The sequence below is a fragment of the Streptomyces sp. V4I8 genome (assembly GCF_041261225.1).
GTDB lineage: Bacteria > Actinomycetota > Actinomycetes > Streptomycetales > Streptomycetaceae > Streptomyces.
Genome location: NZ_JBGCCN010000001.1, coordinates 8,976,774 through 9,002,948, shown reverse-complemented (window position 1 = coordinate 9,002,948; position 26,175 = coordinate 8,976,774). Strand labels below are relative to the sequence as shown.

At 70.5% G+C, this 26,175-nt stretch carries 26 protein-coding genes, 1 tRNA gene and 2 pseudogenes; 15 read left to right on the top strand and 14 right to left on the bottom strand.

Features of this window, described 5'->3' with window-relative positions:
- Position 1 precedes the first annotated feature (1 nt).
- Genes iolD through ABIE67_RS40965 form a run of 3 tightly spaced genes read left to right on the top strand, consistent with a single transcriptional unit; the run spans position 2 to position 4,218 of the window.
- On the top strand, positions 2-1,879 hold the full coding sequence (gene iolD, locus ABIE67_RS40975) for a 3D-(3,5/4)-trihydroxycyclohexane-1,2-dione acylhydrolase (decyclizing) (RefSeq protein ID WP_370266635.1): 1,878 nt from the start codon (positions 2-4) through the stop codon (positions 1,877-1,879).
- Between the two features lie 30 nt (positions 1,880-1,909).
- Positions 1,910-3,403, top strand: a complete 1,494-nt coding sequence (locus ABIE67_RS40970; protein ID WP_370266634.1) for a CoA-acylating methylmalonate-semialdehyde dehydrogenase — start codon at positions 1,910-1,912, stop codon at positions 3,401-3,403.
- Between the two features lie 29 nt (positions 3,404-3,432).
- Positions 3,433-4,218, top strand: a complete 786-nt coding sequence (locus ABIE67_RS40965) for a GntR family transcriptional regulator (RefSeq protein ID WP_370266633.1) — start codon at positions 3,433-3,435, stop codon at positions 4,216-4,218.
- On the opposite strand, the gene ABIE67_RS40960 is transcribed toward ABIE67_RS40965, so the two are convergent.
- The 4 genes from ABIE67_RS40960 to ABIE67_RS40945 all read right to left on the bottom strand — a co-directional run bounded on the left by ABIE67_RS40960 (position 4,208) and on the right by ABIE67_RS40945 (position 7,438).
- The gene (locus ABIE67_RS40960) at positions 4,208-5,011 is read right to left on the bottom strand and encodes a DUF427 domain-containing protein (RefSeq protein WP_370266632.1); all 804 of its coding nucleotides are present in this window, start codon (positions 5,009-5,011) and stop codon (positions 4,208-4,210) included. The two genes, ABIE67_RS40965 and ABIE67_RS40960, sit on opposite strands and share 11 nt — an antisense overlap.
- Before the next feature lie 62 nt (positions 5,012-5,073).
- Entirely contained in the window at positions 5,074-6,060 is a 987-nt protein-coding gene (locus ABIE67_RS40955; RefSeq protein WP_370266631.1) for an aldo/keto reductase, read from the bottom strand.
- A gap of 111 nt (positions 6,061-6,171) precedes the next feature.
- Positions 6,172-6,834 carry an NUDIX domain-containing protein gene (locus ABIE67_RS40950; RefSeq protein WP_370266630.1) on the bottom strand — a complete coding sequence of 221 codons (663 nt, stop codon included), beginning with the start codon at positions 6,832-6,834 and terminating at the stop codon, positions 6,172-6,174.
- Between the two features lie 55 nt (positions 6,835-6,889).
- A complete protein-coding gene (locus ABIE67_RS40945) occupies positions 6,890-7,438 on the bottom strand; it encodes a hypothetical protein (RefSeq protein WP_370266629.1) in 549 nt (182 codons plus the stop codon).
- A 217-nt stretch (positions 7,439-7,655) separates the two neighbouring features.
- Here ABIE67_RS40945 and ABIE67_RS40940 point away from each other — a divergent pair, with 217 nt between their 5' ends.
- Together ABIE67_RS40940 and ABIE67_RS40935 are read left to right on the top strand one after the other, a co-directional pair.
- Positions 7,656-8,210, top strand: coding sequence for a site-specific integrase (locus ABIE67_RS40940; protein ID WP_370266628.1), 555 nt, complete (start codon positions 7,656-7,658; stop codon positions 8,208-8,210).
- A gap of 51 nt (positions 8,211-8,261) precedes the next feature.
- Positions 8,262-9,389, top strand: a complete 1,128-nt coding sequence (locus tag ABIE67_RS40935) for a PP2C family protein-serine/threonine phosphatase (protein ID WP_370266627.1) — start codon at positions 8,262-8,264, stop codon at positions 9,387-9,389.
- 152 nt (positions 9,390-9,541) lie between these two features.
- On the opposite strand, the gene ABIE67_RS40930 is transcribed toward ABIE67_RS40935, so the two are convergent.
- Positions 9,542-9,835 carry a hypothetical protein gene (locus ABIE67_RS40930; RefSeq protein WP_370266626.1) on the bottom strand — a complete coding sequence of 98 codons (294 nt, stop codon included), beginning with the start codon at positions 9,833-9,835 and terminating at the stop codon, positions 9,542-9,544.
- Between the two features lie 602 nt (positions 9,836-10,437).
- Positions 10,438-10,511, bottom strand: a tRNA-Pro gene (locus tag ABIE67_RS40925).
- 114 nt (positions 10,512-10,625) lie between these two features.
- On the opposite strand from ABIE67_RS40925, the gene ABIE67_RS40920 reads away from it, so the two are divergent.
- The 5 genes and pseudogenes from ABIE67_RS40920 to ABIE67_RS40900 all read left to right on the top strand — a co-directional run bounded on the left by ABIE67_RS40920 (position 10,626) and on the right by ABIE67_RS40900 (position 14,268).
- Positions 10,626-11,147, top strand: a complete 522-nt coding sequence (locus ABIE67_RS40920) for a DUF309 domain-containing protein (protein ID WP_370266625.1) — start codon at positions 10,626-10,628, stop codon at positions 11,145-11,147.
- A 67-nt stretch (positions 11,148-11,214) separates the two neighbouring features.
- Complete coding sequence (gene cobF, locus ABIE67_RS40915; protein WP_370266624.1) at positions 11,215-12,012, top strand: precorrin-6A synthase (deacetylating); 798 nt, start codon at positions 11,215-11,217, stop codon at positions 12,010-12,012.
- A 94-nt stretch (positions 12,013-12,106) separates the two neighbouring features.
- A pseudogene (locus tag ABIE67_RS40910) lies at positions 12,107-12,550 on the top strand (MFS transporter); the annotation flags it as partial.
- Between the two features lie 122 nt (positions 12,551-12,672).
- A pseudogene (locus tag ABIE67_RS40905) lies at positions 12,673-13,182 on the top strand (hypothetical protein); the annotation flags it as partial.
- Between the two features lie 207 nt (positions 13,183-13,389).
- Complete coding sequence (locus ABIE67_RS40900) at positions 13,390-14,268, top strand: HAD-IIA family hydrolase (RefSeq protein WP_370266623.1); 879 nt, start codon at positions 13,390-13,392, stop codon at positions 14,266-14,268.
- On the opposite strand, the gene ABIE67_RS40895 is transcribed toward ABIE67_RS40900, so the two are convergent.
- Together ABIE67_RS40895 and ABIE67_RS40890 are read right to left on the bottom strand one after the other, a co-directional pair.
- A complete protein-coding gene (locus ABIE67_RS40895; protein WP_370266622.1) occupies positions 14,254-15,027 on the bottom strand; it encodes a sulfite exporter TauE/SafE family protein in 774 nt (257 codons plus the stop codon). The two genes, ABIE67_RS40900 and ABIE67_RS40895, sit on opposite strands and share 15 nt — an antisense overlap.
- Positions 15,028-15,168: 141 nt before the next feature.
- Positions 15,169-16,356, bottom strand: coding sequence for an acetyl-CoA C-acyltransferase (locus ABIE67_RS40890; protein ID WP_370266621.1), 1,188 nt, complete (start codon positions 16,354-16,356; stop codon positions 15,169-15,171).
- Between the two features lie 149 nt (positions 16,357-16,505).
- Between ABIE67_RS40890 and ABIE67_RS40885 the strand changes: the two genes are divergently transcribed.
- From ABIE67_RS40885 to ABIE67_RS40865, 5 genes are all read left to right on the top strand, one after another.
- A complete protein-coding gene (locus ABIE67_RS40885) occupies positions 16,506-17,324 on the top strand; it encodes a lysophospholipase (protein ID WP_370266620.1) in 819 nt (272 codons plus the stop codon).
- A 113-nt stretch (positions 17,325-17,437) separates the two neighbouring features.
- Positions 17,438-17,920, top strand: a complete 483-nt coding sequence (locus ABIE67_RS40880) for a Dps family protein (RefSeq protein ID WP_370266619.1) — start codon at positions 17,438-17,440, stop codon at positions 17,918-17,920.
- Between the two features lie 64 nt (positions 17,921-17,984).
- Positions 17,985-18,317: a DUF3140 domain-containing protein gene (locus ABIE67_RS40875; protein ID WP_370266618.1), complete on the top strand. Its 333-nt coding sequence runs from the start codon at positions 17,985-17,987 to the stop codon at positions 18,315-18,317.
- Positions 18,314-18,961: an endonuclease gene (locus ABIE67_RS40870; protein ID WP_370266617.1), complete on the top strand. Its 648-nt coding sequence runs from the start codon at positions 18,314-18,316 to the stop codon at positions 18,959-18,961. The genes ABIE67_RS40875 and ABIE67_RS40870 overlap by 4 nt, the downstream gene beginning before the upstream one ends.
- A gap of 78 nt (positions 18,962-19,039) precedes the next feature.
- Positions 19,040-19,852, top strand: coding sequence for an SAM-dependent methyltransferase (locus ABIE67_RS40865; RefSeq protein WP_370266616.1), 813 nt, complete (start codon positions 19,040-19,042; stop codon positions 19,850-19,852).
- Positions 19,853-19,876: 24 nt separating this feature from the next.
- Here the strand turns inward: ABIE67_RS40865 and ABIE67_RS40860 are convergent, their stop codons facing one another.
- Genes ABIE67_RS40860 through ABIE67_RS40835 form a run of 6 tightly spaced genes read right to left on the bottom strand, consistent with a single transcriptional unit; the run spans position 19,877 to position 26,133 of the window.
- Complete coding sequence (locus ABIE67_RS40860; RefSeq protein WP_370266615.1) at positions 19,877-20,566, bottom strand: SDR family oxidoreductase; 690 nt, start codon at positions 20,564-20,566, stop codon at positions 19,877-19,879.
- Positions 20,563-21,438 carry a cupin domain-containing protein gene (locus tag ABIE67_RS40855; RefSeq protein WP_370266614.1) on the bottom strand — a complete coding sequence of 292 codons (876 nt, stop codon included), beginning with the start codon at positions 21,436-21,438 and terminating at the stop codon, positions 20,563-20,565. The genes ABIE67_RS40860 and ABIE67_RS40855 overlap by 4 nt, the downstream gene beginning before the upstream one ends.
- Positions 21,435-22,787: an amidohydrolase family protein gene (locus tag ABIE67_RS40850; protein ID WP_370266613.1), complete on the bottom strand. Its 1,353-nt coding sequence runs from the start codon at positions 22,785-22,787 to the stop codon at positions 21,435-21,437. Before ABIE67_RS40850 ends, ABIE67_RS40855 begins: the two co-directional genes overlap by 4 nt.
- A gap of 21 nt (positions 22,788-22,808) precedes the next feature.
- The gene (locus tag ABIE67_RS40845) at positions 22,809-23,789 is read right to left on the bottom strand and encodes an alpha-ketoacid dehydrogenase subunit beta (RefSeq protein WP_370266612.1); all 981 of its coding nucleotides are present in this window, start codon (positions 23,787-23,789) and stop codon (positions 22,809-22,811) included.
- Positions 23,777-24,754 carry a thiamine pyrophosphate-dependent dehydrogenase E1 component subunit alpha gene (locus ABIE67_RS40840; protein ID WP_370266611.1) on the bottom strand — a complete coding sequence of 326 codons (978 nt, stop codon included), beginning with the start codon at positions 24,752-24,754 and terminating at the stop codon, positions 23,777-23,779. Before ABIE67_RS40840 ends, ABIE67_RS40845 begins: the two co-directional genes overlap by 13 nt.
- Positions 24,754-26,133 carry a M24 family metallopeptidase gene (locus tag ABIE67_RS40835; protein ID WP_370266610.1) on the bottom strand — a complete coding sequence of 460 codons (1,380 nt, stop codon included), beginning with the start codon at positions 26,131-26,133 and terminating at the stop codon, positions 24,754-24,756. The genes ABIE67_RS40840 and ABIE67_RS40835 overlap by 1 nt, the downstream gene beginning before the upstream one ends.
- Positions 26,134-26,175: the final 42 nt, after the last annotated feature.

Sequence of the window (26,175 nt, the reverse complement as noted above, 5' to 3'; positions counted from 1 at the left end):
GATGAGCCAGTCCACCGTCCGCCTGACCGTCGCCCAGGCGCTGGTGCGGTTCCTGTCCGTCCAGTACACCGAGCGCGACGGCGTACGGCACCGGCTGATCGCCGGCACCTGGGGCATCTTCGGCCACGGCAACGTGGCCGGCATCGGTCAGGCCCTGGTCCAGGCGGGCGAGGACGTCATGCCGTACCACCAGGGCCGCAACGAGCAGTCCATGGTGCACGCGGCCGTCGGCCACGCCCGTCAGCTCAACCGCCTCTCCGCGCAGGCGGTGACGACGTCGATCGGCCCCGGCGCGACCAACCTGGTCACCGGTGCCGCCCTGGCCACCATCAACCGCCTGCCCGTCCTCCTCCTCCCCGGCGACTACTTCGCCTCGCACGCCCCCGACCCGCTGCTCCAGCAGCTGGAGCACCCGACCGAGGCGGACGTGTCGGTCAACGACACCCTGCGCCCGGTCTCGCGGTACTTCGACCGGATCACCCGCCCCGAGGCCCTGATCCCGTCCGCGCTGAACGCCATGCGCGTGCTCGCCGACCCTGCCGAGACCGGCGCGGTCACGCTGGCCCTCCCCCAGGACGTCCAGGCGGAGGCGTACGACTGGCCCGAGGAGTTCTTCGCCGACCGTGTCTGGTACGTACGGCGTCCCGCGCCCGACCCGGTCGAGCTGGCGGCGGCCGTCGAGGCGATCCGGGCCGCCGAGCGCCCGCTGATCGTCGCGGGCGGCGGCGTCCACCACAGCGAGGCCGAGGCGGCGCTGAAGGCCTTCGTCGAGGCCACCGGCATCCCGGTGTCCTCCACCCAGGCGGGCAAGGGCTCGCTCCGGTACGACCACCCCGCCGACCTCGGCGGCATCGGCCACACCGGCACCTCGGTCAGCGACGACATCGCCCGCACCGCCGACCTGGTGATCGGGGTCGGCACGAGATACACCGACTTCACCACCGCCTCCGGCACGCTCTTCCAGAACCCGGACGTGCGCTTCCTGAACCTCAACATCACGGGCTTCGACGCGCACAAGCTGGCGGCGCGGACGCTGGTCTGCGACGCGCGGGCGGGGCTCACGGCCCTGACGGAGGCGCTTTCCGGCCACCGCGTGGACGGCGCGTACGAGGCCGAGTACCGCGCCGGCAAGGAGCGTTGGGACGCGGTCGTCGAGGGCGCCTACCGTGCGGACGACGAGAGCGCCGTACCGACGCAGACCCAGGTGCTGGGTGCGCTGGACGCGGTGGTCGGCGACGACGACGTGGTGATCAACGCGGCCGGTTCGCTCCCGGGCGACCTGCACAAGCTGTGGCGGTCGCGTTCGCCGCGCCAGTACCACCTGGAGTACGGCTACTCCTGCATGGGCTACGAGATCCCGGCCGGGATCGGCATCCAGCAGGCCGCCCCGGACGTCGCCGTCTGGTCGCTGGTCGGCGACGGCACGTACCTGATGATGCCGACGGAGATCGTCACCGCGGTCCAGGAGGGCCTGCCGGTCAACATCGTCCTGATCCAGAACCACGGCTACGCCTCCATCGGCGGGCTGTCGGCCGAGATCGGCGCCGAGCGCTTCGGCACGGACTACCGCTACCGGGCCGCCGACGGCACCTTCACCGGCGCGCCGCTCCCGGTCGACCTCGCCGCCAACGCGGCCAGCCTCGGCATGGACGTCCTGCGCGCCAAGACGGTCCGCGAGCTGCGTGAGGCGCTGGCCGCGGCCCGTGCCTCGGACCGGCCGACCTGCGTGTACGTCGAGACGGACATCAAGAACCCGACCTCGCCGGGCGCCGAGGCCTGGTGGGACGTGCCCGTGGCCGAGGTCGCCTCCCGCGAGGCCGCCGTCGAAGCCCGCGAGCGGTACGAGCAGCACGTCGCCGGACGCCGTCACCACCTCTGAACTCCCCCTTACGAAAGGCCCTTTCGCACCATGAAGACCATCACCCACTGGATCGACGGCAAGCCCGTGGAGGGCGGCTCCGGCCGCTTCGCCCCCGTCTACAACCCGGCCACCGGCGCCCAGGAGAAGCAGGTCGCCTTCGCGACCGTCGACGAGGTGGACGCCGCCGTCGCCTCCGCCAAGGCCGCGTTCGAGAGCTGGGGTCAGTCCTCCCTGGCCAAGCGCACGGCGATCCTCTTCAAGTACCGCGAGCTGCTGGACGCGCACCGCGACGAGATCGCCGAGCTGATCACCGCCGAGCACGGCAAGGTGCACTCCGACGCCCTCGGTGAGGTGGCGCGCGGTCTGGAGATCGTGGAGCTGGCCTGCGGGATCTCCGTGCAGCTGAAGGGCGAGCTGTCGACGCAGGTGTCGACCCGGGTGGACGTGGCCTCGATCCGGCAGCCGCTGGGTGTGGTCGCCGGCATCACGCCGTTCAACTTCCCTGCCATGGTGCCGATGTGGATGTTCCCGCTGGCCATCGCGTGCGGCAACACGTTCGTGCTCAAGCCGAGCGAGAAGGACCCGTCGGCGTCGTACCGGCTCGCCGAACTGGCCTCCGAGGCGGGGCTGCCGGAGGGTGTGCTCAACGTCGTCCAGGGCGACAAGGTGGCCGTGGACCGGCTCCTGGAGCACCCGGACATCGAGGCGGTCTCCTTCGTCGGCTCGACGCCGATCGCGAAGTACATCCAGCTCAAGGCGGTTGAGCACGGCAAGCGCGTGCAGGCCCTGGGCGGCGCCAAGAACCACATGCTGGTCCTGCCGGACGCCGATCTGGACTTCGCCGCCGACCAGGCGATCAACGCCGCGTACGGCTCGGCGGGCGAGCGCTGCATGGCCGTGTCGGTCGTGGTCGCGGTCGGCGAGACGGGCGACGAGCTGGTCGGCAAGATCGCCGAGCGTGCGAAGAACCTGCGCATCGGCCCCGGCAACGACCCGGCCTCCGAGATGGGCCCGCTGATCACGCGCGAGCACCGCGACAAGGTCGCGTCCTATGTGGCGAGCGCCGCCGAGCAGGGCGCCGAGGTCGTCGTCGACGGCACCGGCTACTCGGTCGAGGGCCACGAGGACGGCTTCTTCCTCGGTGTCTCGCTGCTGGACCGGGTGCCGCTGACGGCGGACGCGTACCGGGACGAGATCTTCGGCCCCGTGCTGGCGGTGGTGCGTGCGGAGACGTACGAGGAGGCCATCAACCTGATCAACGCCTCCCGTTGGGGCAACGGCACCGCGATCTTCACCCGGGACGGCGGCGCCGCCCGCCGCTTCCAGTTGGAGGTCAAGGCGGGCATGGTCGGCGTGAACGTGCCGATCCCGGTGCCGGTCGGCTACCACTCCTTCGGTGGCTGGAAGGACTCGCTCTTCGGTGATCTGCACATCTACGGCAACGACGGCATCGCCTTCTACACCCAGGGCAAGGTGATCACCACGCGCTGGCCGGACCCGTCCGACGGTGGCATCAACCTCGGGTTCCCCAGCAACTCCTGACACCTGACGTCTGACAGGGAGGTCGTCCGATGGCGAAGACCCGCGGCTCCACGCGTGCCGTGTCCGCCTCCGCGCTGGACTCGCTGGACTTCGCCTTGGACCGGGGCAGTCCGGTGCCGCTGTACTACCAGCTCGCCCAGCAGCTGGAGGCGGCGATCGAGCACGGGGCCCTCGCTCCGGGCAACCTCCTGGGCAACGAGGTCGACCTGTCGGGGCGGCTGGGCCTGTCCCGGCCCACCGTCCGGCAGGCCATCCAGTCGCTCGTCGACAAGGGGCTGCTGGTGCGGCGGCGCGGGGTGGGCACCCAGGTGGTGCACAGCCAGGTGAAGCGCCCGCTGGAGCTCAGCAGCCTCTACGACGACCTGGAGGCGGCCGGGCAGGGCCCGACCACCGAGGTCGTCCGCAACGAGCGCGTCCCGGCCGCCGCCGATGTCGCGGCCGCGCTCGGCATCGCGGAGGGCGCGGAGGTCACGGTGCTGGAACGGCTGCGCAGCACCCACGGCCAGCCCGTGGCCATCCTGTGCAACTACCTGCCCGCGAGCCTGCTCGACCTGGACACGGCCAGACTGGAGTCGACGGGCCTGTACCGGATGATGCGCGCGGCCGGCATCACCCTGCACAGCGCCCGCCAGACCGTCGGCGCCCGCTCCGCCACCGCCGAGGAGGCCGGGCGGCTCGACGAGAAGGAGGGCGCGGCGCTGCTGACCATGCAGCGCACGGCGTACGACGACACGGGCCGGCCGGTCGAGTACGGGACGCACATCTACCGCGCGTCCCGGTACGCGTTCGACTTCCAGCTGCTGGTCAGGCCTTGAGGCTCGCGGTGAACGGCGTGACCGGCCGCTCCAGGCGTTCCCCGTCCACGGTGATCTCCACCGCCTCGTTGTAGAAGGCGACGAGTCCCTGGACGGGGGCCACCGCGGCCAGCGGCTCGGCATAGCTCCAGACGATGTTGTGCGGGACCTCGCCCTCGCCGCGCCAGTTCCAGTACCGGGCCGTGCCCTTGTACGGGCATCCGGTGCGGTGCTCGGTGGGCTCGAACAGGTCGAGCCGGACGTCCTCGCGGGGTATGTAGTACCGCGTCGGCAGTCCCGTCTCGAACAGCAGCACCGGGCGGCGGGTGTCCGCCACGACGGTGCCGGCGATCTCGACCTGGACATGGCGGCGGCTGGGCATGGCGTCCACCCGTTTGTGCGGGTCGCGCGGGTGGATGAAGATCTCTTCCTCCTCCTCGTACCAGTGGTCGAGGCCGGTCCCCCAGCGCCGGAACCACTCGAAGGAGATGTGCCCGGCGAGGTCGGCGGCGGGGAAGGTCCACGCCGCGTTCTCCACCAGCACTCCGTCGACGTCGAGGTCGTAGAAGATCCGCGACCCGGTGTGCTTGCCCGGCGACGGGCTCTTGGCCGGGCGGAGGAGGTCCGTGCGGACCTCGTCACGCGGGAACGTGTAGCACGGCACGGGCAGATCGGGTTCCCAGACCAGGACGGGGTGCCGGCTGTCGACGACGGTGACGTCACCCTTGCGGCCCCGCACCCAGCGCTCGCTGGGCTCCCACAGGAGGCCTTCGGGGGTCGCACGGACGTTGCGCTCGTTGGGGAACAGAGGCATGGCCCACTCTCCTTCGGCTCCTCTACGGAGCGTACTCCGGGAGCGTTCGGCGGGCCGCGTGATCAGTGGGCCGCGTCGAGCCGGGCCCGCTGGCCGGCGGTCAGTTCCAGGTCCACGGCGGCCAGGCTCTCCTCCAGCTGGGCCACCGACGAGGCGCCGACCAGCGGGATGACCGGCAGGTCGGCACCGATCTGCCAGGCCAGGACGACCTGGTTGACGGTCGCGCCGGTCTCCCGGGCGACCTCGCGCAGGACCTTGAGGCGGGCCGGGGTGCCCGGGTGGTCGAAGTCGGCGGGCAGCTCGACGTCCGGGCGGGTGTAGGCGCCTTTCAGCAGCGGCGAGTAGGCGACCAGGGTCAGCTCGGGCTCGGCCCGCAGGTAGCTCAGCAGGTCGGGGCCTGCGTGGCCGAGGCTGCCGTCGGGGAACAGGCCGTCGGGTACGTCGAGGCGGGGGCGCAGGTGGCTGTGGGCGTACTGGAGCACCTCGTAGCCGGGCAGCCCGGCCGCGGCGGCCAGGGCGCGGGCCCGCTCCACCCGCCACATCGCGTGGTTGCTGACGCCGAGGAGGCCGACCGTGCCCTCGTGGACCAGTTCGGCGAACCCCTCGACGGTCTCCTGGAGGGGCACCTTCTGGTCCTCGATGTGGGCGTAGAGCAGGTCCAGCTTGGCCACGCCGAGCCGGTCGCGGCTGCGTTCGGCGGACTCGCGGATCACCTTCGCCGAAAGGCCCTCCGCGTTGTCGACATAGCCGGTGCCGGGGGCCAGCGGGCGGGCGCCGAGCTTGGTGGCGATGACGATCTCGTCGCCGATGCCGCGGCTGCGGCGCCAGCGGCCGAGCAGTTCCTCGCTCTGGCCGCCCTGGCCGCCGTCGACCCAGAAGGCGTAGTTGTCGGAGGTGTCGACGAAGGTCCCGCCGGCCTCGACATAGCGGTCGAGTACGGCGAAGGAGGTCTCCTCGTCGGTCCGTGAGCCGAACAGCATCGCGCCGAGCGCGAGGACGCTGACCTCCCGGCGGTTGTTCGGGTCGGTGCCGATGGTGCGGTACTTCATGGCTGGGTCCCCTCCCGTTCGTGCGCCCGATCCGGGGCACGAACGGGAGTCTTCACCTTGGAGAGCACTTCAAGTCAAGGGATTTCGCAGCGGATCGGCCCGCAGGACCGCTCAGTTCGCGAACGGCCCCTCCAGCGCCGCCCATTGCAGCAGCATGATCGTCTTGGCGTCGGCGATCTCCCCGGTGCGGATCATCTCCAGGGCCCGGCGGAAGGGCAGTTCGACGATCTCGATGTCCTCGCCCTCCTCGTCCAGGCCGCCGCCCTCGTGGGTGCGGGTCGAGGGTCCGTAGGCGGCGGCGTAGAAGCTGACGCGTTCGGTGACCGAGCCCGGGCTCATGTAGACGTCGAAGACGTGCCGGACCTCGCCGATGGTGTGCCCGGTCTCCTCCACCACCTCGCGCCGCACCGCGATCTCCGGGTGCTCGTCATCGTCGTCGAGCAGCCCGCCCGGCGTCTCGACGAGCATGCCGTCGGGGTGGCCGTTGACGTACACCGGGAAGCGGAACTGGCGGGTGAGCAGGACGGTTTCGCGTTCGGCGTCGTACAGCAGCATGGTCGCCCCGTTGCCGCGGTCGTGCGTCTCGCGCTGCTGGGTGCTCCAGGTGCCGTCGGCGTGCTGGAAGTCGAAGGTCGTCGTGCGCTCGACGTACCAGTGGCTGGACAGCAGCCGCACGTCCCGCACCTTGACCCGGGGGTTGCCGGTCAGGTCCCGGCCGGCCTGGTCGAGTCCGGTACGGCCACGGCGGTCGGGGGTGTCGATGCCGGCGGTCATCGGGCACCGGCCGGATGGATGAGCGAGTTGGTCATGGCCCCGCTTCTACCATCCTTCAGTCCTCGATGTCGGCCTTGTCCACCACCTGCCCCGACGCGGGCGGCCGGACGTCCAGCGGCTCGTCGAAGGCGGTGAACGACGTGGTGGTGACGTTCCCGCCGCCCTTGTAGACGGTCCTCAGCAGGTACGGCTTGCCCTCGGTGGCCAGGTAGAAGGTGTACGTCCCTTCCTTGTCCGCCTGGTCCGTGACGTGCACGGCGATCGCCTCCCGGTCGCCGACGCGGGTGGCCGCACCCTTCTTCGCCGTCCCGAAGGGCTCGAACGTCCAGGTGCACGCGGCCAGTCCGTCGCCGGGCCGCGCGTCCGAGGCGGGCACCTTGGCCCACTGCTTCGGCCGGACGTCGGCGATCGGCTTGCCGCTCCAGTTCTCGAGGTACGTCTCGTCCGGGCGGACGTAGTCCGTCTCGCCGATCCTGATCTGTTCGAGGCTGCCGTTCTCGCCCCAGGTGGTCTTCGCCGTGCAGCGGTCCTTCAGGTCGGTCCGCAGACGCATGGTGACCGTGCCGCTGCCGCTGTCCGGGGTGTTGCTCATGTCGATGGTCACGGAACGCAGTGCGCGCATCGTGTCGTTGGGCCTCGTCGAACAGGTCCGCCGCGGACTTCTCGGCGCTGCCGCCGCCTGCCCCGCACCCGGTGAGCGCGGCTCCCGTGAGCAGACACGCCAGCGCCGTCGTCATGGGTATCGTGCGCATCGAGCCCCCCGCCCGCAGCAACGATCGAGGGCCTCGTTCCACCGAAGTGGAACAAGGCCCTGATCTGCGATGACAGTCCATCGAACTGTCGGGACGACAGGATTTGAACCGGAGGACGTTGACCTTCAAGGCTCGGGGACTATTGCCGTAGGCAATACCCGAACCATCGTCTACGACCGAAGCCTTGAGCTGGGTCTACGAAACAAGGTCGTTGAGAAGCAGCCCAAGACCATCAACGGCAAGCGGGTCTTGCCGCTGCCCAAGCCCGGTCACAGCGCGCTCGTCAGCCTCCGCGCCCTCCAGGCGAAGGAGAGGGAGCAAGCGGGCGAGGCCTACGAGGACTCAGGCCACGTGGTCGTCGATGAGCTGGGCCGACCGTTCAAGACGGCCCAGCTTCGGCGTGAGGCCCAGAAGCTGATGGAGGCAGCAGGCGTACGCAGAGTCCGTCTCTACGACGCGCGCCACGCCTGTCTGTCCTGGATGGCCAACAACGGGGTCCCTGACACGGTGGTCTCGGCCTGGGCCGGGCACAGCGACCTGTCCTTCACCAAGCGGGTCTATGTTCATCCTGACCCGCAGAGCCTCAAGGCCGGCTCGGAGAAGCTGAGTGAGCTACTCGGGTAGCCGCCTCGTCGACGCCGGGCGCCGGGGCACGATGCGGTGTATCCAGGACATATGGCCTCGCGACGACTCCGCAAAGATCACGGTTTGTCAGCGGAGCCACGTCATGCGCTGCTGGCGGTACCGATCACGCTGATCGTGATTATTACGGTACTCGACATCCTGGCTCCGCCCAGCGTCCACCTCGGGCCCTTCCTCGTCGCCGCACCCGCTGTTACAGCGTCGTTCGCCGGGCCTTGGACGACCGGATGCGTCGGCGCGCTCGCCGTCCTGGCCCAGGCCGTGGTTGCAGTGGTGCGCACCAGCCTTATTGATCTGAACCACACTGTGCAGCTCATCGCTCTGATCCTGATCTCAGCGTTCGTGACCTTCTTTGCCTACCGGCGAGAACGTCATGAAAAGGAACTGACCCAGCTGCGTTCGGTGGCGACGGCGGCACAAGAGGTGGTCCTCAAACCGCTTCCTCACCGGATCGGACCCTTGCGCATCGCCTCCGTTTACCTCGCCGCAGAAACTGAGGCGCAGATCGGCGGCGATCTGTATGCCGCTGCCCGCACGGCTCAAGGAACCCGGATCGTCATCGGCGATGTCAGGGGCAAGGGCCTTGAGGCGGTTGGGGATGCCGCCCTCCTTCTGGGCGCATTCCGGGGCGCAGCCCACCGGCAGGCTGACCTGCCAGCGTTGGTCACCTTTCTGGAGGGAACCGTCTCCTCGAACCTGGACGACCCCGCAGCCCCCGAAGACGAGATCAAGGATCGCGGCGAAGCCTTCATTACCGCCGCCGTGCTGGACGTCCCGGACGACGAGCCAGCCCTTCACCTGATCAACTGCGGGCACCCTCCGCCCCTACTGCTGCGCGGCGGCCAGATGGGACTGCTCGAAGTGCGCCACCCAGCACCGCCTCTGGGCCTCACCGAATTCGTGGAGACCAACCTCTCCGCGGAAACGTTCGCCTTCCAGCCCGGCGACATCGTCCTTCTCTACACGGACGGTGTCATCGAGGCTCGTGACCGGGACGGCACGTTCTACCCGCTTGCGGAACGGGTGGTCAGCAAGTCGGGCAAAGGTGGTCCCGACGCTCTTCTGGCCCACCTGTGCAAGGACCTGTTGCGCCACGCCGGTGGCCATCTGGATGACGACGCCGCCATGGTGGCGATCGAGCGTATGCCGGGGTCACCCTGACCCGCAGAGCCTCAAGGCCGGCTCGGAGAAGCTGGGCGAGCTGCTCGGCTGAGGACGTTAGCAAACTCGTCTGCGACCTCATTGCTTTGGCTGGCCGCCCGTGATCATTCCGAACGGCCAGCCCGACATCACAGCAGCTTTTAAAGCACGCCCTAGAAGGCGCTGTTGTTGCAGCCCATGGTCGAGCCCAGGTGGGTCTTCTGCGCACCCGCGTCGCCCTCGCCGTTGAGCGCGTTGCCCAACAGGCCGTTGAGGATGCCGATCTGGCCGAGGATGTCGAGGTTCAGGTCGTGCGACTTGCAGTTGGAGCTCTGCAGGACGCTGTAGTGGCCTCCGCCCTTGCCGCCGTGATCATCGTTGCCGTGGGCGGTGGCGGTGCCGGTGCTCAGCAGTCCGGCACTTCCGAGCGCGACAATCAGGACGGCAGCCTTGCGAAGCTTGTGCATATTCATCTCCGATGGAACGAAGGGGGTGCGATCGGCGAGAGATCGACTTCGTGTGATGGTCAGAGATTAATGCGATAAGTTCCGATATGTCCTAGCGGCACGCCGCGATGGGTGATTGAGTCCGCCTCCATGATGCGGCGGCAGGCATGCCTGCCCTTCCGGATGGATGGCTTCTGTCGTTCTACCTGTGCTAGCTCATCAGTTGGGTGAATGAGGTCATGCACAGCCGACAGTGGGGAGCAGTGTCCGCTTGCATGGTGTTGGTGTACTCGATGGGTTTGGCTGCCCGATGTCCACACATGGCCTCAGCCCTCCCTTTGGACTTCATGTGCCACACCACGGCTATGCCGTGCTCGTCGAGAGCGGGATACATCTCGTACATCAGGGGGCCTCCCTGGAGGGATGTTCTCTCCGCCCAGGACACCGCATCAACATCGCCTGCACCGCGCAGCAGGAGGCAATCGGGTGACGGCGGTAGAGCGTTCATCGTCGCTCTCGCCATTTGTGAGAAATTGTGAGACGAGAGCCCCGGAAACGATCAAGGGCCTCGTCTCACCTAAGTGATCCAAGGCCCTGACCTGCGACTACAGAGAAAACTCCAGTCGGGACGACAGGATTTGAACCTGCGACCCCTTGACCCCCAGTCAAGTGCGCTACCAAGCTGCGCCACGTCCCGATGCGACTCGCGCGGTGAACCGCGTGATCGCGCGAACAGCACTTTACCTCACAGCGGCGGGAGCCCCGAAGCGGGCGCCCGCCGGGCAGGGACAGGGCGAGGGACAATCGGTGCATGGGCACCACATCGTCAGGACGGCAGACCGACGCACGGGACCGCGACCACGAAGGGCGGGCGCGTAACGCGCGCCCCCGGGACGGTCTCGGACGTCCGCTGCCGTACGGCGCGGACGGGGTCGACCGTCAGCCCGAGGGAGTGGTACGCACCCCGGAGCAGAGCGTCGCCGAGGCACAGGAGCTGCTGGACGCGGGGAAGCCGTTCCATGCGCACGAGGTCTTCGAGGATGCCTGGAAGTCGGGGCCGGAGGAGGAGCGGGCCCTGTGGCGCGGGCTGGCCCAGCTCGCGGTGGGGCTCACCCACTCGGCCCGGGGCAATGTGACGGGCGGGGCGAGGCTGCTGCGGCGGGGGGCCGGAGCCGTTGAGGAGTGGGCATCCGGTGCCGGAGGGCCGCGGCCGCACGGGATGGATCTCGCGGGGCTGGTCGCCTGGGCGCGGGAGCTGGCGGGGGTCGTGGAGGAGAGCGGCGAGGCCGTGGACGCGCGGGGGCGGGCGCCCAGGCTGCGCGGACGCTCGTAGGCCCGGACGCGCGTCAGCGGGTGGCCGCGGTGTCCGCGCTGTCAGTGGCGTGGGGCAGACTCGGGGTGTGCGAAAGATCCATGTCATCGGTATCGGCGCGGGCGACCCCGAGCAGCTGACCCTCCAGGCGGTCAGGGCGCTGCGGAGTACGGACGTGTTCTTCGTCCTCGACAAGGGCGAGGTGAAGTCGGACCTCACCCAGGTGCGCCGGGACATGCTGGACGCGCACGTGCCTGGGGGGACGTACCGGGTCGTCGAAGCCCGGGACCCCGAGCGGGACCGGTCCGCCGAGGGCCCCGCCTACTCCCCCGCCGTCGCGGACTGGCGCAGTGCGCGCGCCGGGATCTACGAGCGGCTGATCGCCGAGGAACTGGGCGAGGACGAGACCGGGGCGTTCCTGGTGTGGGGTGATCCCGCGCTGTACGACAGCACGCTCGGGATCCTGGAGGAGGTGCTGGGCAACGGGGCGGTGGAGTTCGGGTACGACGTCGTGCCCGGTATCAGCAGCGTCTCCGCGCTGGCCGCCCGGCATCGGACGGGGCTCAACCGCATCGGCCGGCCGGTGCAGATCACCACGGGGCGGCGCCTGGCCGAGGGGCTGCCCGAGGGCGTGGACGACGTGGTCGTGATGCTGGACGCCCACCAGACCTTCCGGCAGTACGCGGATAAGGACATCGACATCTACTGGGGCGCCTACCTCGGCACCCCGGACGAGATCCTCGACTCGGGCCCGATCGCCGAGGCCGCGCCCCGCATCGAGCGGCTGCGCGCCGAGGCCCGGGAGCGCAAGGGCTGGATCATGGACACGTATCTGCTGCGGCGGAATCCGGAGCGGGCTTCGGAGCCCGATCCGAAGCAGCCGTAGGCAGGCGGCCCCGGGGGCGTCGCCGTACGTGTTCGTGCTCGGCACCGGCACCGCGACCTCCGGTGTCACCTTCTGGATCCGGCCGCCCTCGCCCAGGCGTGCGAGGAGCCCCGAGGGACTGGACCGGCTGCCGTCGGCGGCCGCCGCCCCGATCGTCGACGCGTACGCCGACACGCTCCAGACCGTCTTCCTGTGGACGGTGCCGGTCGCGGCGCTCGGCTTCGTGGCCGCCCTCTTCCTCAAGCAGGTCCCGCTGCGTGACAGCGCGCGCCGGGCGTCCACCGACATGGGGAGGCTTCGCGTCACCGCACGATGCCAACGCCCAGCGGGTGCTGGAGGCGTCCGTCGGCAAGATCATCGGCCGCGCCGGCCCCGCGACGCTTCCCTCCTCTCCCACATTCCGGCCGGCGCCCGCGAGGCGCAGGTCATCGGCAAGGCGTGGGCCGCCGTCCACACGATCGCCAAGCGGCTCCTGGGCGAGGACCTGAGCGACGGGCTGCCGCGCCGGGCGAAGGAGCCGGCCCTGAGCCAGCGTTGAGTCGGCCCTGAGTCGGCGAACACTATGAACACAACGATCAGACCGTGGTTCCTCACCCCGTCGCTCCCTAGCATCGCCGCGCACGGCTCGACGACGCGCCGACGAGGACGAGGAGCAGCGTCTTGGACTGGACGAGAACCCCCGCACCGATCCGCAGATCCGTCCCATCGGCGACAAGGCCGCGTACGACGCTCACCGCCGTGCTGGCCGGTGCCCTCGCCGTCGGCTTCCTCGTCGGCGCGTCGAACGCCCGGGGAGAGACAGCGGGACCGGCACGCGGCGAATGCCCCGCCGACCTCGCCGGTCAGGCGACCTGCTGCACCGGCCGCGACGCCAACGGCGCCTATTACGCGATAGCCGTGCCCGCCGACTGGAACGGCTCCCTCGTCGTGCACGCCCACGGCGGCCCCGACCTCGGTGCGGAGTCCGACCCCACCCGCAGCCTCGACGATCTGGGCCGCTGGTCGGTGCTGGTGAAGGAGGGCTACGCCTGGGCGGGTTCGTCGTACCGCCGGGGCGGTTACGGGACACGGATGGCGGCGGCCGACACGGAGAGCGTGCGCCGGTTGTTCGTCGAGGAATTCGGCAAGCCGCGACGGACCTATGTGCACGGCCAGTCGTGGGGCGGGAACGGCCGCCTTCGACCGCACGTACGGCACCGGCTGCTTCTGCGACCTGGCGTTCCGTCCGGCGCCGTACGCCTCGCGTGTCGAGCCGCGCCCGGGCGGGCTGCGGTGGCCCGCGATGACGGCGGCTCAGGAGCGGGCGTGGAGCAGGATCGACGGTGTCGGGATCGCGCCCTGAGGGGTGCCGGGCCGATCGATGGCTAGGGTCCTGGCATGGACTCTGGCAGGGAATCCGTACGTGGACGGGGATCGGCACCTGGCGGGAAGCCCGTGCGTGGCGTCCTGATCGACATCGACGGGGTTCTCACCGTGTCGTGGGAGCCGTTGCCCGGTGCGGTCGAGGCGTTGCGGGAGATCCGCGAGGCCGGGCTCGGGGTCGCGCTGGTCACGAACACGACGTCGCGGACGCGGGCGTCGATCGCGCGGACGCTGGCGGACGCGGGGTTCCCGGTGTCCGCCGAGGACATCCTGACCGCGCCGGCCGTCACCGCCGCGTATCTCGCGGAGCACTGTCCGGGGGCACGGTGTGTCCTGCTGAACAGCGGCGACATCGCTGAGGATCTGGGCGGTGTCACCGTTGTCGGCGTGGACGTGGACGAGGGCGAGGGCGAGGGCGACGGCTCCGTGCCGGACGTCGTGGTCGTCGGGGGCGCCGGGCCCGAGTTCGGTTACGCGGCGCTCAACCGGGCCTTCGGGCATCTGCAGCGCGGGGCGCGGCTGGTGGCCATGCACCGGAACCTGTACTGGCGTACCGAGGACGGGTTGCAGCTGGACACCGGCGCGTTCCTGGTCGGTCTGGAGAGGGCGGCGCGGGTCGAGGCGGAGATCACGGGGAAACCGTCGGCCGCGTTCTTCGAGGCGGCGCTGGCCCATGTGGGGGTCGCCGCGGACGAGGCGCTGATGGTCGGGGACGACGTCGAGACCGATGTGCTGGCGGCGCAGCGGGCGGAGGTGCGGGGCGTGTTGGTCAGGACCGGGAAGTACCTGCCGGAGACTCATCGGGACGCGAGCGGCACGCCCGACCATGTGATCGGCTCCTTCGCCGATTTGCCCGCTCTGCTGCGGGAGTCGAGGGAGTCAGCGCAGGAGTAGCTGGAGGCCGCCCACGACCGTCGCCGCGATGACCAGCTGCTCGAACAGCCGCTGGTTGATTCGGTTCACAGCCCATTTGCCGAGCAACGCACCGGGCACGACGAACACCACGAGGGCCGCGTCAAGCAGCAGCGAGGGACCGTCGATCAGGCCGAGTCCGGCGCTGAAGGGCACCTTGGAGACGTTGACGATCAGGAAGAAGAAGGCGGAGGTCCCCAGGAAGCCGAGCTTGCGGAAGCCGGCCGACAGGAGGTACATCGACATCACCGGGCCGCCCGCGTTGGCGACCATCGTGGTGAAGCCGCCCAGGACGCCGTACGAGCGGGCCTTGACCCGGCCGGCCCGGCTGGTGACCGAGTCCGGCTCCGCGTCCTGCTCGGCGGTACGGCGGCGCCACACGGTCACGCCCGCCATCAGCAGCAGAATCGCGCCGATCGAGGTCCGGACGATCCCGTCGTCCGCCCACATCAGGAACAGCGTGCCGAAGACGACACCGGCCGCGACCGCGGGAAACAACCGCCACAGCGTGGGCCAGTGGGCGTGCCGACGGTAGGTGAGGACGGCGAGCACGTCCCCGGCGATCAGGATCGGCAACAGGACGCCGGTGGAGGCGCGGGCGGGGAGCACAGCGGCGAAGATCGCGAGACTGACCGTGTTGGCGCCGCTCACGGCCGTCTTCGAGAAGCCGACGAGCAGGGCCGCGAAGGCGAGTGCGGCGAACTCCCAACCGGTGATGTGCCAGAGAGTCATCGTGTCCATGCGGAGACCGATGCTATGCGCACCTAACCGAGGCCCGTAAGGAGCGTCTCGCCAGTTGGGAGATTGCTTGCGAGTCTTCTCAGCAGGTCGGGCACGTCCTGCGGTTCGGCAGCGCTCTGAAGGGGCGCGGGGCTGTGTCGATCAGTGCCTCTCCACCAGCACCGCACTCCCCTGCCCCACTCCCACACACATGGTCGCCAGGCCCCGCTCCGCCCCCGTCCGCCGCATCCGGTGCAGCAGCGTCGTGAGGATCCGTGCGCCGGAGCAGCCCAGCGGATGGCCCAGTGCGATCGCGCCTCCGCTGGGGTTCACCAGCTCGGGATCGATGCCGAGCCGGTCCACGCACGCGAGGGCCTGCGCCGCGAACGCCTCGTTGAACTCGGCCTCCTGGATGTCGCCGATCGTCCACTCGGCGCGGGCGAGGGCCTTGCGGGTGGCGGGGACGGGTCCGATGCCCATCACGTCGGGGTGGACGCCGGCCGAGGCGCCGGCGACATAGCGGCCGAGGGACTCCAGGCCGAGCTCGTTGAGTGCCTCTTCGCTGACCAGGAGCAGTCCGGCCGCGCCGTCGTTCATCGGTGAGGCGTTGCCCGCGGTGACCGTGCCGCCCTCCCGGAAGACCGGCTTCAGCCGGGACAGCTTCTCGTACGACGTGTCCTCGCGGATGCACTCGTCGCTGTCGACCAGCACCCCGTCGGGGCGCCGCACCGGGAGCAGTTCGTCGTCGAAGTGGCCGTTCTTGCAGGCATCGGCGGCGCGTTGGTGGCTGCGCAGCGCGAAGTTGTCCTGCCGCTCGCGCGGGACGCCGTAGCGCTCGGCGACCTCCTCGGCCGTCTCGCCCATGGACAGCAGGCCGTGCAGTTCCTTCATCGCCGGGTTGACCAGGCGCCAGCCGAGGCGGGTGTCGGCGGTCTCGATGCGGTGGGGCAGCGCCTCGTCGGGGCGGGGCAGGACGAAGGGGGCGCGGCTCATCGACTCGGAGCCGCCGGCGAGCACGATGTCGGCCTCGCCGGCCGCGATGGTGCGGGCGGCCGTGGTGACCGCTTCGAGGCCGGAGGCGCACAGGCGGTTGACCGTAGCGCCCGGCACCGACTCCGGCAGGCCGGCGAGCAGCGCGGCCATGCGGGCGACGTTCCGGTTGTCCTCGCCGGCCTGGTTGGCGGCGCCCCAGTAGACGTCGTCGATCCGGGCCGGATCCAGCGCGGGCACCTCCGCGACGAGGCTCCGGATCACGGTCGCGGCGAGGTCGTCGGGGCGGACCGACGACAGGGCTCCGCGCAGTTTACCGAGGGGGGTGCGGCGGGCGGCCGCGAAGTGGACGGGACGCACGACAGGACTCCTGACCGGGCTGTACGGATCGGCACCGTATCGATACCGCATTAATTAGCACCGCTAGTTTTGGACTATAGACCGCCCCGCCGTGCCCTGGGAAGATCCCCGGGAACCTTCACCGACGCAGCCGGAGGGGACGAGGAGACATGGCCGACGACCGCGAGCACGTCATCGAGGGACACCGGGGAACGATCGTCGTACGCGAGTGGCCGCACCCCCGGCCCCGCTGTCTGGTGCTCGTGGTCCACGGCTACGGCGAGCATGTCGGCCGCTACGCCGAGGTGGCCGAGGTCCTGGTCGGGCATGGTGCGGCCGTGTTCGGGCCCGATCACGTCGGTCATGGCAGGTCGGCGGGTGAGCGCGTGCTGATCGAGGACTTCGAGGACGTGGTCGCCCATGTGCATGCGGTCGCGGGCCTGGCCCGGGACGCGCATCCGGGCGTGCCGGTCGTCGTGATCGGGCACTCCATGGGCGGCATGATCGCGGCCCGCTACGCACAGCTCCACGGCGACGGCCTCGCCGCCCTGGTGCTGTCCGGACCCGTGATCGGCGACTGGGAGCTGCCCCGCCGGCTGCTCGCCCTCGACGAGATCCCCGACACCCCCATCAGCCCGGCCGCGCTCTCCCGCGACCCCGGCGTGGGCGCGGCGTACGCGGCGGATCCGCTGGTCTGGCACGGGCCGATGAAGCGGCCGACGCTGGAGGCGTTCACCCGGATGCTGGACACCGTGTCCGCCGAGTCCAAGGGCGGCGGCATCGGGCAGCTGCCGCTGCTGTGGCTGCACGGCGAGGACGACCGGCTGGTCCCGCTCCCTGGCAGCCGCGTCGGCGTCGAGGAGCTACGCGCGGACGGGACGACCGAGCGGATCTACCCGGGGGCCCGGCACGAGGTGTTCCACGAGACGAACAAGGCGGATGTGGTCGCGGACCTGCTCCACTTCCTGGACGGCGTGTTCACCCACTGAGACGCGCCGCGTTTGCGCCGGTCGGCCCCTGGGCACCCGCGCCGACATGGAGTGGTCGCGGGCGCCGCACCGCTCCGTACCGGCCATGACCAAGCCATAAGGAGGAGCCCGGTATGACTGTCGTCAAGAGCACGCTGCCCGAACCGGCCCGCCGGGTCGCCGGGGAGGCCCTGCAGAGCACTCTCGTCGATCTTCTCGGACTCTCACTGATCGGGAAGCAGGCGCACTGGAACATCGTGGGCCCGCGCTTCCGCTCGATCCATCTGCAGCTCGACGACGTGGTGTCGGTGGCCCGCTCGTTCGCCGACACGGTCGCGGAACGCTCCGCGGCGCTCGGCCTGCCGCCCGACGGCCGGCCCGAGACCATCGCCGCGGCCTACACGCTGCCCGGCCCCAAGGAGGGCTGGGTCCGCGACACGGAGGTCGTCCAGCTGGTCGTCGACACCCTGGGGGCGGCCATAGAGCGACTGCGCGAGCGCATCGGCGCGACCGCCGAGCCGGACCCGGTGACACAGGACCTGCTGATCTCCATCACGAGCGAGCTGGAGAAGCAGCGCTGGATGTTCGACGCCGAGAACTGGCCGCGCGACGAGTGACACGGCCGTACGGGAAGAGCCGTACGACAGACGCGAAAAGCAGTCCTCGCGAAGGAGGGGCACCATGACCGACGCCCTCGAACTCGACACGCTGTGGCAGGACTTCCACCGCGTGGTGAACATGACCTCGCAGGAGCTGGCCGCCTGGCTGCGGGTCAGTGAGGCGGACGAGGAGACCGAGCCGCTGCCGGACCAGGCGGGCACGCCGACCGGGCAGCATGTCCTCGCGATCCTCCAGAAGAGGCGTACGGACCTCACGGACGACGACATCCAGGTGATGTACGACGTCGTGGACACCGTCACCGACGAGGCGGACCTGGAGAACGAGCCCGAGCCCGAACAGACGCGCCGTCGCCATCAGTTGATGACGATCGGCCACGATCCGCTGAGGCCGTGAGCCACGCCGAGCGCGTCGTACGGGAACTCGTGCGCGCGCACGGGCGGACGTTCGCCGAGGAGGCGGGCATCCCGCTGAAGGACACCCCGCAGCCGCTGTACCGGCTGCTGGTGCTGGCGCATCTGCTCAGCGCCCGGATCCGGGGCTCGATCGCCGTCGACACCGCCCGGGCCCTGTACGACGCGGGGCTGCGCGATCCGCGCCGGATGGCGGACGCCGACTGGCAGGAGCGGGTGGACGCGCTGGGCCGGGGCGGCTACCGGCGCTACGACGAGCGCACTGCCACCCAACTGGGCGACGGAGCCGAGCTGTTGACCGACCGATGGGGCGGCGACCTGCGGCGGCTGCGCAAGGAGGCGGACGGCGACGTCGCCGAACTGCGCGGGCTGCTGCGGGAGTTCCCCGGCATGGGCCCGGCCGGCGCCGACATCTTCCTGCGCGAGGTCCAGCGGGTCTGGCCGGAAGTGGCGCCGTATCTGGACGGCAAGGCGCTCTCGGGCGCGCGGCGACTCGGCCTGCCCGAGGACGCCGACCGGCTGGCCGGCCTGGCCTCGGACACCGAACCGGCGGTGCTGGCCGCCGCGTTGGTGCGGGCCGCACTCGACAAGGAGGTGGCCGAAGACAGTCTCCGCCGGGCCGCATGATCGTGGAAGACTGATCGGACGAGCCGCTGCCGAACACGGTCGATCAGTTGGCGAGCACATCGATCACAGGAGGCCTGCGTGACGGGGACCGAGTCGGCCATGTCCCGCATCGACACGAGCAGGCCGCATCCGGCCCGGGTGTACGACTGGTTCCTCGGCGGCAAGGACAACTACCCCGTCGACGAGGAACTCGGACGGCGGATCGCCGCGATGCAGGGGGACGCTCCACGCCACGCACGGGCCAACCGCCGGTTCATGGAGCGGGCCACGCGGGCGGTGGTCCGGGAATCGGGGATCCGGCAGTTCCTCGACGTCGGTTCCGGCATCCCGACCGAGCCCAATCTGCACCAGATCGCGCAGTCCGTCGTACCGGACGCACGGGTGGTGTACGTCGACAACGACCCGATCGTGCTCGCTCACGCCGAGGCCCTGCTGCGCGGCAATCCTGAGGGCGTGACCACGTATGTGCAGGCCGACGCGCGGGAGCCGGAGCGGATTCTCGAACAGGCCGCGTCCGTCCTCGACTTCGACCGGCCCGTCGCCCTGTCCCTGATCGCGCTGCTGCACTTCATCGCGGACGGCGACGGCGCCCACCGGCTCGTGGACACGTTGGTCGGCGCGCTGGCGCCGGGCAGCTGTCTGGTGCTGTCGGCGATGACGGCGGACTTCGATCCGGACAACGTCCGGCGGGGCATCGAGGCGTACACGGCGAGCGGGGTGACGCTCGTGGCCCGTTCACACGCCGAAGTGGGTCGGCTTTTCGGGGGACTTGAGCTGCTGGAGCCGGGGATCGTCTCCCTGTCGGACTGGCGGCCGACGGCGGGCGAGGACGCGGAGAACGCGGAGAAGGAACCCGTGTCGCTGTACGGCGCAGTCGGCTTCAAGCGCTGACACCGCACCCGCCCGCGCCCTCCCTCAGCCGAGCAACCACCCTCCGTCCACGCTCAGTTCGACCGCGTTGACCGACCCGTTGCGCAGCAGGAAGTCCACGGCGTCGACCACGTCGGCCATGGTGGCGAGCCGCCCGGTGGGGGTCTCGGTGCGCAGGGCGGCGAGTACCTTCTCCGGCTTTTCCCGCCAGTAGGGGCTGTCACCGACGACGCCCGGGTGGACGGCGTTCACCCGGATCGGGGCGAGTTCGACGGCGAGGGTGTTCACCAGTCCGCCCACGCCGGCGTTGACCGTCGCGACCGTCGTCGCGCCCGGGTAGGGGCGCTCCTTGGCCTGCCCGCCGAAGAGCACGATCGCGCTGTCGTCGTGCAGCCGGGACGTCAGGGTGTGCACGACCTCGGTGTAGCCGACGAGTTTCAGGGTGACGAGCTGCAGGGCGGCGTCGATGTCGTACTCGGTGACCTTGTTGTCGTCGCGGGAGACGCCCGCGAGCACGAGGTGGTCGAGGCGACCGACGCCGGCCAGCGCGACGCCGATCTCCCTCGGCCGCGCGAGGTCGACCCCGATTCCGCGGGCACCGAACTCCTTGGCGAGGGTGTCGGCGCGGTGGCCGTCGCGGCCGGTCAGGACGACCTCGTCGCCGCGCCCGGCCCTCATCCGGGCGAACTCCAGGCCGATTCCGGACGTACCTCCCACAACAAGGACGCTGCTCATGATTCCAGGGCCTCCTTCAGGTACTCCCAGTCCCGCGTGAACCGGTAGGAGTGGCGCGGCGGCGGCTGCGGCGCCTGTGTCTCCAGCCAACGCAGCGGTCCCCGACCGGCGTTGGCGAAGCCGTGCACGCAGCCGGCGCCCGCCCAGGCGCAGTCGCCGGGACCCAGCCGGTACCGCTCGCCGTCGAACACCGCGTCCGCCTCCCCTTCGAGGAACAGGTACGTCTCCTCGAAGGGATGGTCGTGCGTGCCGGCGACGCCGTCCGGCGCGTACTGCACCATGAACATGGTCGAGGCGACCGCGCCGAGGTCGCTGTCGACCATCATCTTCACGGTGATCCCGCTGTACACGAGCAGCGCGGTCCGCATGCTCGCCGACACCGCGAGCAGGTCCTGCGACTGCTTGCCGGGATCCATCTGCGCGGGCTCGAAGTGGCCGAACGACCGGGTGCGCGGGTCGCGGGCGTCGATGCGGACGGGGTCGCGTTCGGGCAGCGCGGGCACCGCCTGGGTGTCGTACCCGTAGCGGGCCCGCGGCACGGGGGCGAGCATGTCGGCCCAGCGGCCGGCGATGTCCCCGGCGCCGCGCCAGGCGTGCGGGACGCCGGTCGGGAGGAGGCCGTAGTCGCCCTCTTCGAGAAGGTACGACCCTTCGGGCACGTCGAGGATCACGGCCCCGTAGAGCACATGGAAGCTCTCCTCGTACGAGTGCACATGGGCCGCGACCCGGCCGTCGGGCCGTATCCCGCACAGGCCGAAGCCGGTGTGCGCACTGCCGTCGTCCTCGCCGACCAACGTCCGCCGCCGGTAACCGAGTTCGTCGTACGGCGGCTCCGGGACGTCGACGGCGCGGCGCACCAGGTGTCGGGTCATGCCGCGCTCCTCGCCTCCTTCGCGGCCAGGAGCCGGTCGCGGGACTCCTGCACCAGGCGCCGGGCCCGGTCGGGGTCGGCCAGCAGCCTGCCGTCGCGCTTGCGGATCACGCCGTCGACGATGACGGTGTCGACGTTGGAGACGTCCGCCGACAGGGTCACGGCGGCTGCCGCGTCGTGCACGGGGGCGACGTTCAGCGCGGTGGCGTCGATCGCGACGACGTCGGCGCGCTTGCCGGGGGTCAGGGAGCCGGTGCGGTCCCCGACGCCCGCGACATGGGCACCGTTGCGCGTCGCGATCTCCAGCATCTGACGTGCCGTCAACATCGTTTCGGGGACCGGCAGGTTGGCCTTCCAGCAGTCGGCGTTCACGCGGGCGCGCTCGGCGCCGAAGGCCGCGCGGATCTGGGTGAACATGTCGCCGGGCACGGTGGTGACGACGTCGATGCTGAGCGAGGGCCGCAGCCCGTACTCGATGGCCTTCATCACGGGTGGCCAGCCGTGCCCCATCTGCAGCTCGACCTGCGGGGCGATCGAGACCGTACCGCCGCTGTCGGCCACCATCTGCCACTCCTCATCGCTGAAGTAGCAGCAGTGGACGTAGGTCGTGTCGGAGCCCAGGAGTCCCAGGCCGTGGAGCTGTTTGACCATGCCGAAGCGGCCCGCCAGGCGGCCCATCGCCACGTGCACGGTGATCGGGATGCCCAGGTCGCGGGCGAGGGCCCACTCGGCGGTGACGACGTCGTCGGTGCAGAAACCGGGGCCGCGGGTGGCCAGGCCCATGGTCAGCAGGCCGTCGTCGGAGGAGAAGTAGGTGCTGCGGATCCGCCGTACGTCGTCGCCCGGGATCGTGATCTTGCTCTCGAACCAGTAGTCGGCGAGCGAGGTGTTGGCGCTGCCGTACGCGTACTGGGCGCGGATGCCGGACTCCGTGAGCCCCTGGATCGCGGCGTCCGGGTGGGCGGGCGTGTTGTTGATGTGCGACCAGTCGACGAGGGTCGTGATGCCGGCGTTCAGGCACTCCAGGGATCCCGCGAGGTTGCCCGCGTACACGTCCTCGGGAGTGTAGAGCGGTGCGAAGGTGTCGAGGACGTCGACGAAGTAGTCGTCAAGGGTGGCGTCGGGGGCGACGTTGCGGATCGGCGCCTCCCAGGTGTGGCGGTGGGTGTCCACGAAGCCGGGGATCACGATCCGGCCGGTCATGTCGAGCACTTCCGCGTCGGCGCTGATCTCCGGCCGCACCGCCGTGATCTTCCCGTCCTCGATCAGGACGTCTCCTTGCGGGAGGTCCCCGATGTCGGGGTCCATCGACAGCACGTGTCCTGCGCGCAGGAGTATCCGATGGGGCATCGTTCTTCCTCCCATGGGGTGTCAGTAGGCGGCGAGGCCGCGTACGGCCGCCACGACCTTGTCGACGGTGGGGATGACCTCCTCTTCGAGGACGTCGGCGAACGGCAGCGGGACGCACTCCCCCGCCACCCGCCTGACCGGTGCGTCCAGCAGCGCGAACCCCTCGTCCGCGACCACCGAGACGAGCGTCGCGCCCCAGCCGCCCTGGTACGGGTTCTCCTCGACGGTGACGAGCCGCGAGGTCCTGCCGAGCGAGGCGAGCACGGTGCTCATGTCCAGCGGCACCAGACAGCGCAGGTCGACGACCTCGGCCCCGATGCCCTCACCCGCCAGGACATCGGCGGCCTTCAGCGCGACCGGCACCATCGAGGCGAGGGCGACGAGGGTGACGTCGGCGCCCTCGCGGACGACGGCGGCATGGCCCAGCTCGACGACGTGGTCCGGCGGCGGGGGCTCCCCTTTGGTGGCGAGCAGGCCCTTGTGCTCGAAGAAGACGACGGGGTCGTCGCTGCGGATCGCCGCCGCCATCATGCCGATCACGTCGGCGGGGGTCGCGGGTGCGGCGATCTTCAGGCCGGGCACGGTGAACGCCCAGTTCTCGGTGGCCTGGGAGTGCTGGGCGCCGAAGCCGAGCCCGCCGCCGTTGGCGGTGCGAACGACGAGGGGCACGGTGACCTGACCGCCCGTCATGTAACGCACCTTGGGTATCTCGTTGGCGAGGTAGTCCCAACAGCAGGCCAAAAAGTCGGAGAACATGATCTCGGCGACCGGCCGCATCCCGGTCATCGCCGCGCCCATGGCGGCCCCCACGATGGCCTGTTCGGAGATCGGCGTGTCCCACACCCGCCCGGGCCCGAACTCGGCCCGCAGCCCGACGGTCGTCTTGAACACCCCGCCGGCCGCACCGATGTCCTCGCCCAGGCATACGACAGCCGGATCGCGCCGCATCTCCCGCGCGATGCCCTCGGCGACCGCCTCCCGGTAGCTGATCACGTCCGCCACGCCGCACCCCCGTCCGCCCATACGTCGGTCATCGCCTCGCGCGGATCGGGCTCGGGCCCCGCCTTCGCCGCCTCAACGGCCTTGTGGACGAGGGACGTCGCCCGCTCGGCCGCCTCGGTGACCACCGCCTCGGGCACGCCCAGCTCGGCGAGCCGGCCCCGCGCCAGGTCCAACGGGTCGTGCTTCAGCCAGCGTTCGACCTCCTCGGCCGGGCGGTAGGCGGCCGGATCCGCGCGGCTGTGCCCGAAGTGGCGGTAGGTCTGCGCCTCCAGCAGTGCGGGCCCGTCTCCTGCCCGGGCCCGCCCCGCGAGCCGGGCCACCGCCTCCTGCACGGCGACGACGTCGTTGCCGTCCACCACCTCACCCGGGATGCCGTACGCGGGCGCCCGGTCGGCCGCGGGCCGGGGCACGGCCGTGACGTCGGCGATCGGGGTGTACTCCATGTACAGGTTGTTCTCGCAGACGAACAGCACCGGCAGCTTCCATACGGCGGCCAGGTTGAGCGCCTCGTGGAAGGCGCCGATGTTGGTGGCGCCGTCGCCGAAGAAGGCGACCGCGATCTGCTCGGTGCCGCGCAGCTTGGCCGACCAGGCGGCGCCGGCCGCCATCGGGAGGTGGGCGCCGACGATGGCGTAGGAGCCGAGCATGCCGGTGGACGCCTTGGTCAGGTGCATGGAGCCGCCCTTGGCCCGGCACAACCCCGTTGCCCTGCTCATGAGTTCGGCGAGGCATTCCTCCGGGGTGGCGCCCCGGGCCATCGCGTGATGGTGGCCGCGGTAGGTGGCGAAGACGTAGTCGCCGGGTCGCAGGGCGGCGCTCGCGCCGACGGCGATGGCCTCGTGCCCGGCGGCGAGGTGGGTGGTGCCCTTGACGAGGCCCTGCAGGAACAGGTCGTGGGCGGCCTTCTCCGTACGGCGGATGATGGTCATCTGCTCGTAGGCGGCGAGGAGTTCGGCCGGGTCCATCAGCGCGTCCCGTCACCACGAGAGGTGTTGTGGGAGGTGTTGAGGTGGGCCGTGTCGAGACGGGCGGTGTTGAGGTGGGACTGCGATTCGCGCCGGGTGTTCAGCTCGCCGCCCACCGTCCAGTACTTGCGACCCGCGACCAGCAGTTCCTCCGCCGGGAACTTGGTGATGACCTCGCAGCCGTCGGCGGTGACGACCAGTTCCTCCTCGATCCGGGCGGCGGACCAGCCGTCGGTGGCGGGCCAGTAGGTCTCCAGGGCGAACACCATGCCCTCCTCCAGGACCTCGGGGTGGTCGAGGGAGACCAGGCGGCTGAAGATCGGCTTCTCCCAGATGGACAGGCCGACGCCGTGGCCGTACTGGAGGGCGAAGGCGGCGGTCTCGTCGGCGAAGCCGAACTCCTCGGCGCGCGGCCAGACCTGGACGATGTCGGCGGTGGTGGCGCCGGGGCGGACCAGGGCAATGGCCTGGTCCATGTACTCGCGGCAGCGGACGTAGGCGTCGCGCTGGGCGCTGGAGGCGCTGCCGACGGCGAAGGTGCGGTAGTAGCAGGTGCGGTAGCCGAGGTGGCTGTGCAGGATGTCGAAGAAGGCGGGGTCGCCGGGGCGGATCAGACGGTCGCTGTAGACGTGCGGGTGGGGTGAACAGCGCTCGCCGGAGATCGCGTTGACGCCCTCGACGTACTCGCTGCCGAGGTCGTACAGCACCTTGCTGACCAACCCGACGCACTCGTTCTCGCGCACGCCGGGCCGCAGATGGCCGTACAGCTCCTCGTAGGCGGCGTCCACCATCGCGCAGGCCTGGGTGAGCAGGGAGATCTCGTCCGGCGTCTTGATGCGGCGCGCCTCCAGGAAGACCTGTTGTCCGTCGACGACCTCGATGCCCTCGGCGCGCAGCGCGGTGAGGATCGGCATCTCGGCGACGTCGATGCCGAGCGGTTCGCCGGCCAGGCCGTGTGCGCGCAGTTCGGCGGCGATCTTGGCGGCCACGTCCTCGGCTATGCCCGCCTCCGGGTGAAAGGCTCCGCGCAGGGTGGAGATGCCGGCGCGGGCGCCGGTGGGCGGGCCCTCCTTGCCGTCGCTGTAGTCGAGCCACGGGTTGTAGAGCTGGTGGTGCCGGGCGGCGGAGCCGAAGTCCCAGACGACCGGTTCGCCGCCGCGCACCAGCAGGGCGAAGCGGATCAGCTTGTCCATCGCCCAGGTGCCGATGTGCGTGGCGGTCATGTAGCGGATGTTGGCGAAGTCGAAGCTGAGCACCGCGCCCAGCTCGGAGCGGTTCAGGGTCTCGTTGAGGCGGGCCAGCCGCTGCCTGCGCAGCCGGTCCAGGTCGACGCGCTCTTCCCAGTCGACGGCATTGGGTCCGAATGTGCGGATCGCCATGGCGACCACCCCCACTTCGGAGTGAACGACCGTGCGCCGCGA

Bases quoted from the DNA above. Each gene is read 5' to 3' on its own strand.
- iolD (WP_370266635.1), top strand. From the start codon at position 2: ATGAGCCAGTCCACCGTCCGCCTGACCGTCGCCCAGGCGCTGGTGCGG.
- ABIE67_RS40970 (WP_370266634.1), top strand. From the start codon at position 1,910: ATGAAGACCATCACCCACTGGATCGACGGCAAGCCCGTGGAGGGCGGC.
- ABIE67_RS40965 (WP_370266633.1), top strand. From the start codon at position 3,433: ATGGCGAAGACCCGCGGCTCCACGCGTGCCGTGTCCGCCTCCGCGCTG.
- ABIE67_RS40960 (WP_370266632.1), bottom strand. From the start codon at position 5,011: ATGCCTCTGTTCCCCAACGAGCGCAACGTCCGTGCGACCCCCGAAGGC.
- ABIE67_RS40955 (WP_370266631.1), bottom strand. From the start codon at position 6,060: ATGAAGTACCGCACCATCGGCACCGACCCGAACAACCGCCGGGAGGTC.
- ABIE67_RS40950 (WP_370266630.1), bottom strand. From the start codon at position 6,834: ATGACCGCCGGCATCGACACCCCCGACCGCCGTGGCCGTACCGGACTC.
- ABIE67_RS40940 (WP_370266628.1), top strand. From the start codon at position 7,656: ATGACAGTCCATCGAACTGTCGGGACGACAGGATTTGAACCGGAGGAC.
- ABIE67_RS40935 (WP_370266627.1), top strand. From the start codon at position 8,262: ATGGCCTCGCGACGACTCCGCAAAGATCACGGTTTGTCAGCGGAGCCA.
- ABIE67_RS40930 (WP_370266626.1), bottom strand. From the start codon at position 9,835: ATGCACAAGCTTCGCAAGGCTGCCGTCCTGATTGTCGCGCTCGGAAGT.
- ABIE67_RS40920 (WP_370266625.1), top strand. From the start codon at position 10,626: ATGGGCACCACATCGTCAGGACGGCAGACCGACGCACGGGACCGCGAC.
- ABIE67_RS40900 (WP_370266623.1), top strand. From the start codon at position 13,390: ATGGACTCTGGCAGGGAATCCGTACGTGGACGGGGATCGGCACCTGGC.
- ABIE67_RS40895 (WP_370266622.1), bottom strand. From the start codon at position 15,027: ATGGACACGATGACTCTCTGGCACATCACCGGTTGGGAGTTCGCCGCA.
- ABIE67_RS40885 (WP_370266620.1), top strand. From the start codon at position 16,506: ATGGCCGACGACCGCGAGCACGTCATCGAGGGACACCGGGGAACGATC.
- ABIE67_RS40880 (WP_370266619.1), top strand. From the start codon at position 17,438: ATGACTGTCGTCAAGAGCACGCTGCCCGAACCGGCCCGCCGGGTCGCC.
- ABIE67_RS40875 (WP_370266618.1), top strand. From the start codon at position 17,985: ATGACCGACGCCCTCGAACTCGACACGCTGTGGCAGGACTTCCACCGC.
- ABIE67_RS40860 (WP_370266615.1), bottom strand. From the start codon at position 20,566: ATGAGCAGCGTCCTTGTTGTGGGAGGTACGTCCGGAATCGGCCTGGAG.
- ABIE67_RS40855 (WP_370266614.1), bottom strand. From the start codon at position 21,438: ATGACCCGACACCTGGTGCGCCGCGCCGTCGACGTCCCGGAGCCGCCG.
- ABIE67_RS40850 (WP_370266613.1), bottom strand. From the start codon at position 22,787: ATGCCCCATCGGATACTCCTGCGCGCAGGACACGTGCTGTCGATGGAC.
- ABIE67_RS40840 (WP_370266611.1), bottom strand. From the start codon at position 24,754: ATGGACCCGGCCGAACTCCTCGCCGCCTACGAGCAGATGACCATCATC.
- ABIE67_RS40835 (WP_370266610.1), bottom strand. From the start codon at position 26,133: ATGGCGATCCGCACATTCGGACCCAATGCCGTCGACTGGGAAGAGCGC.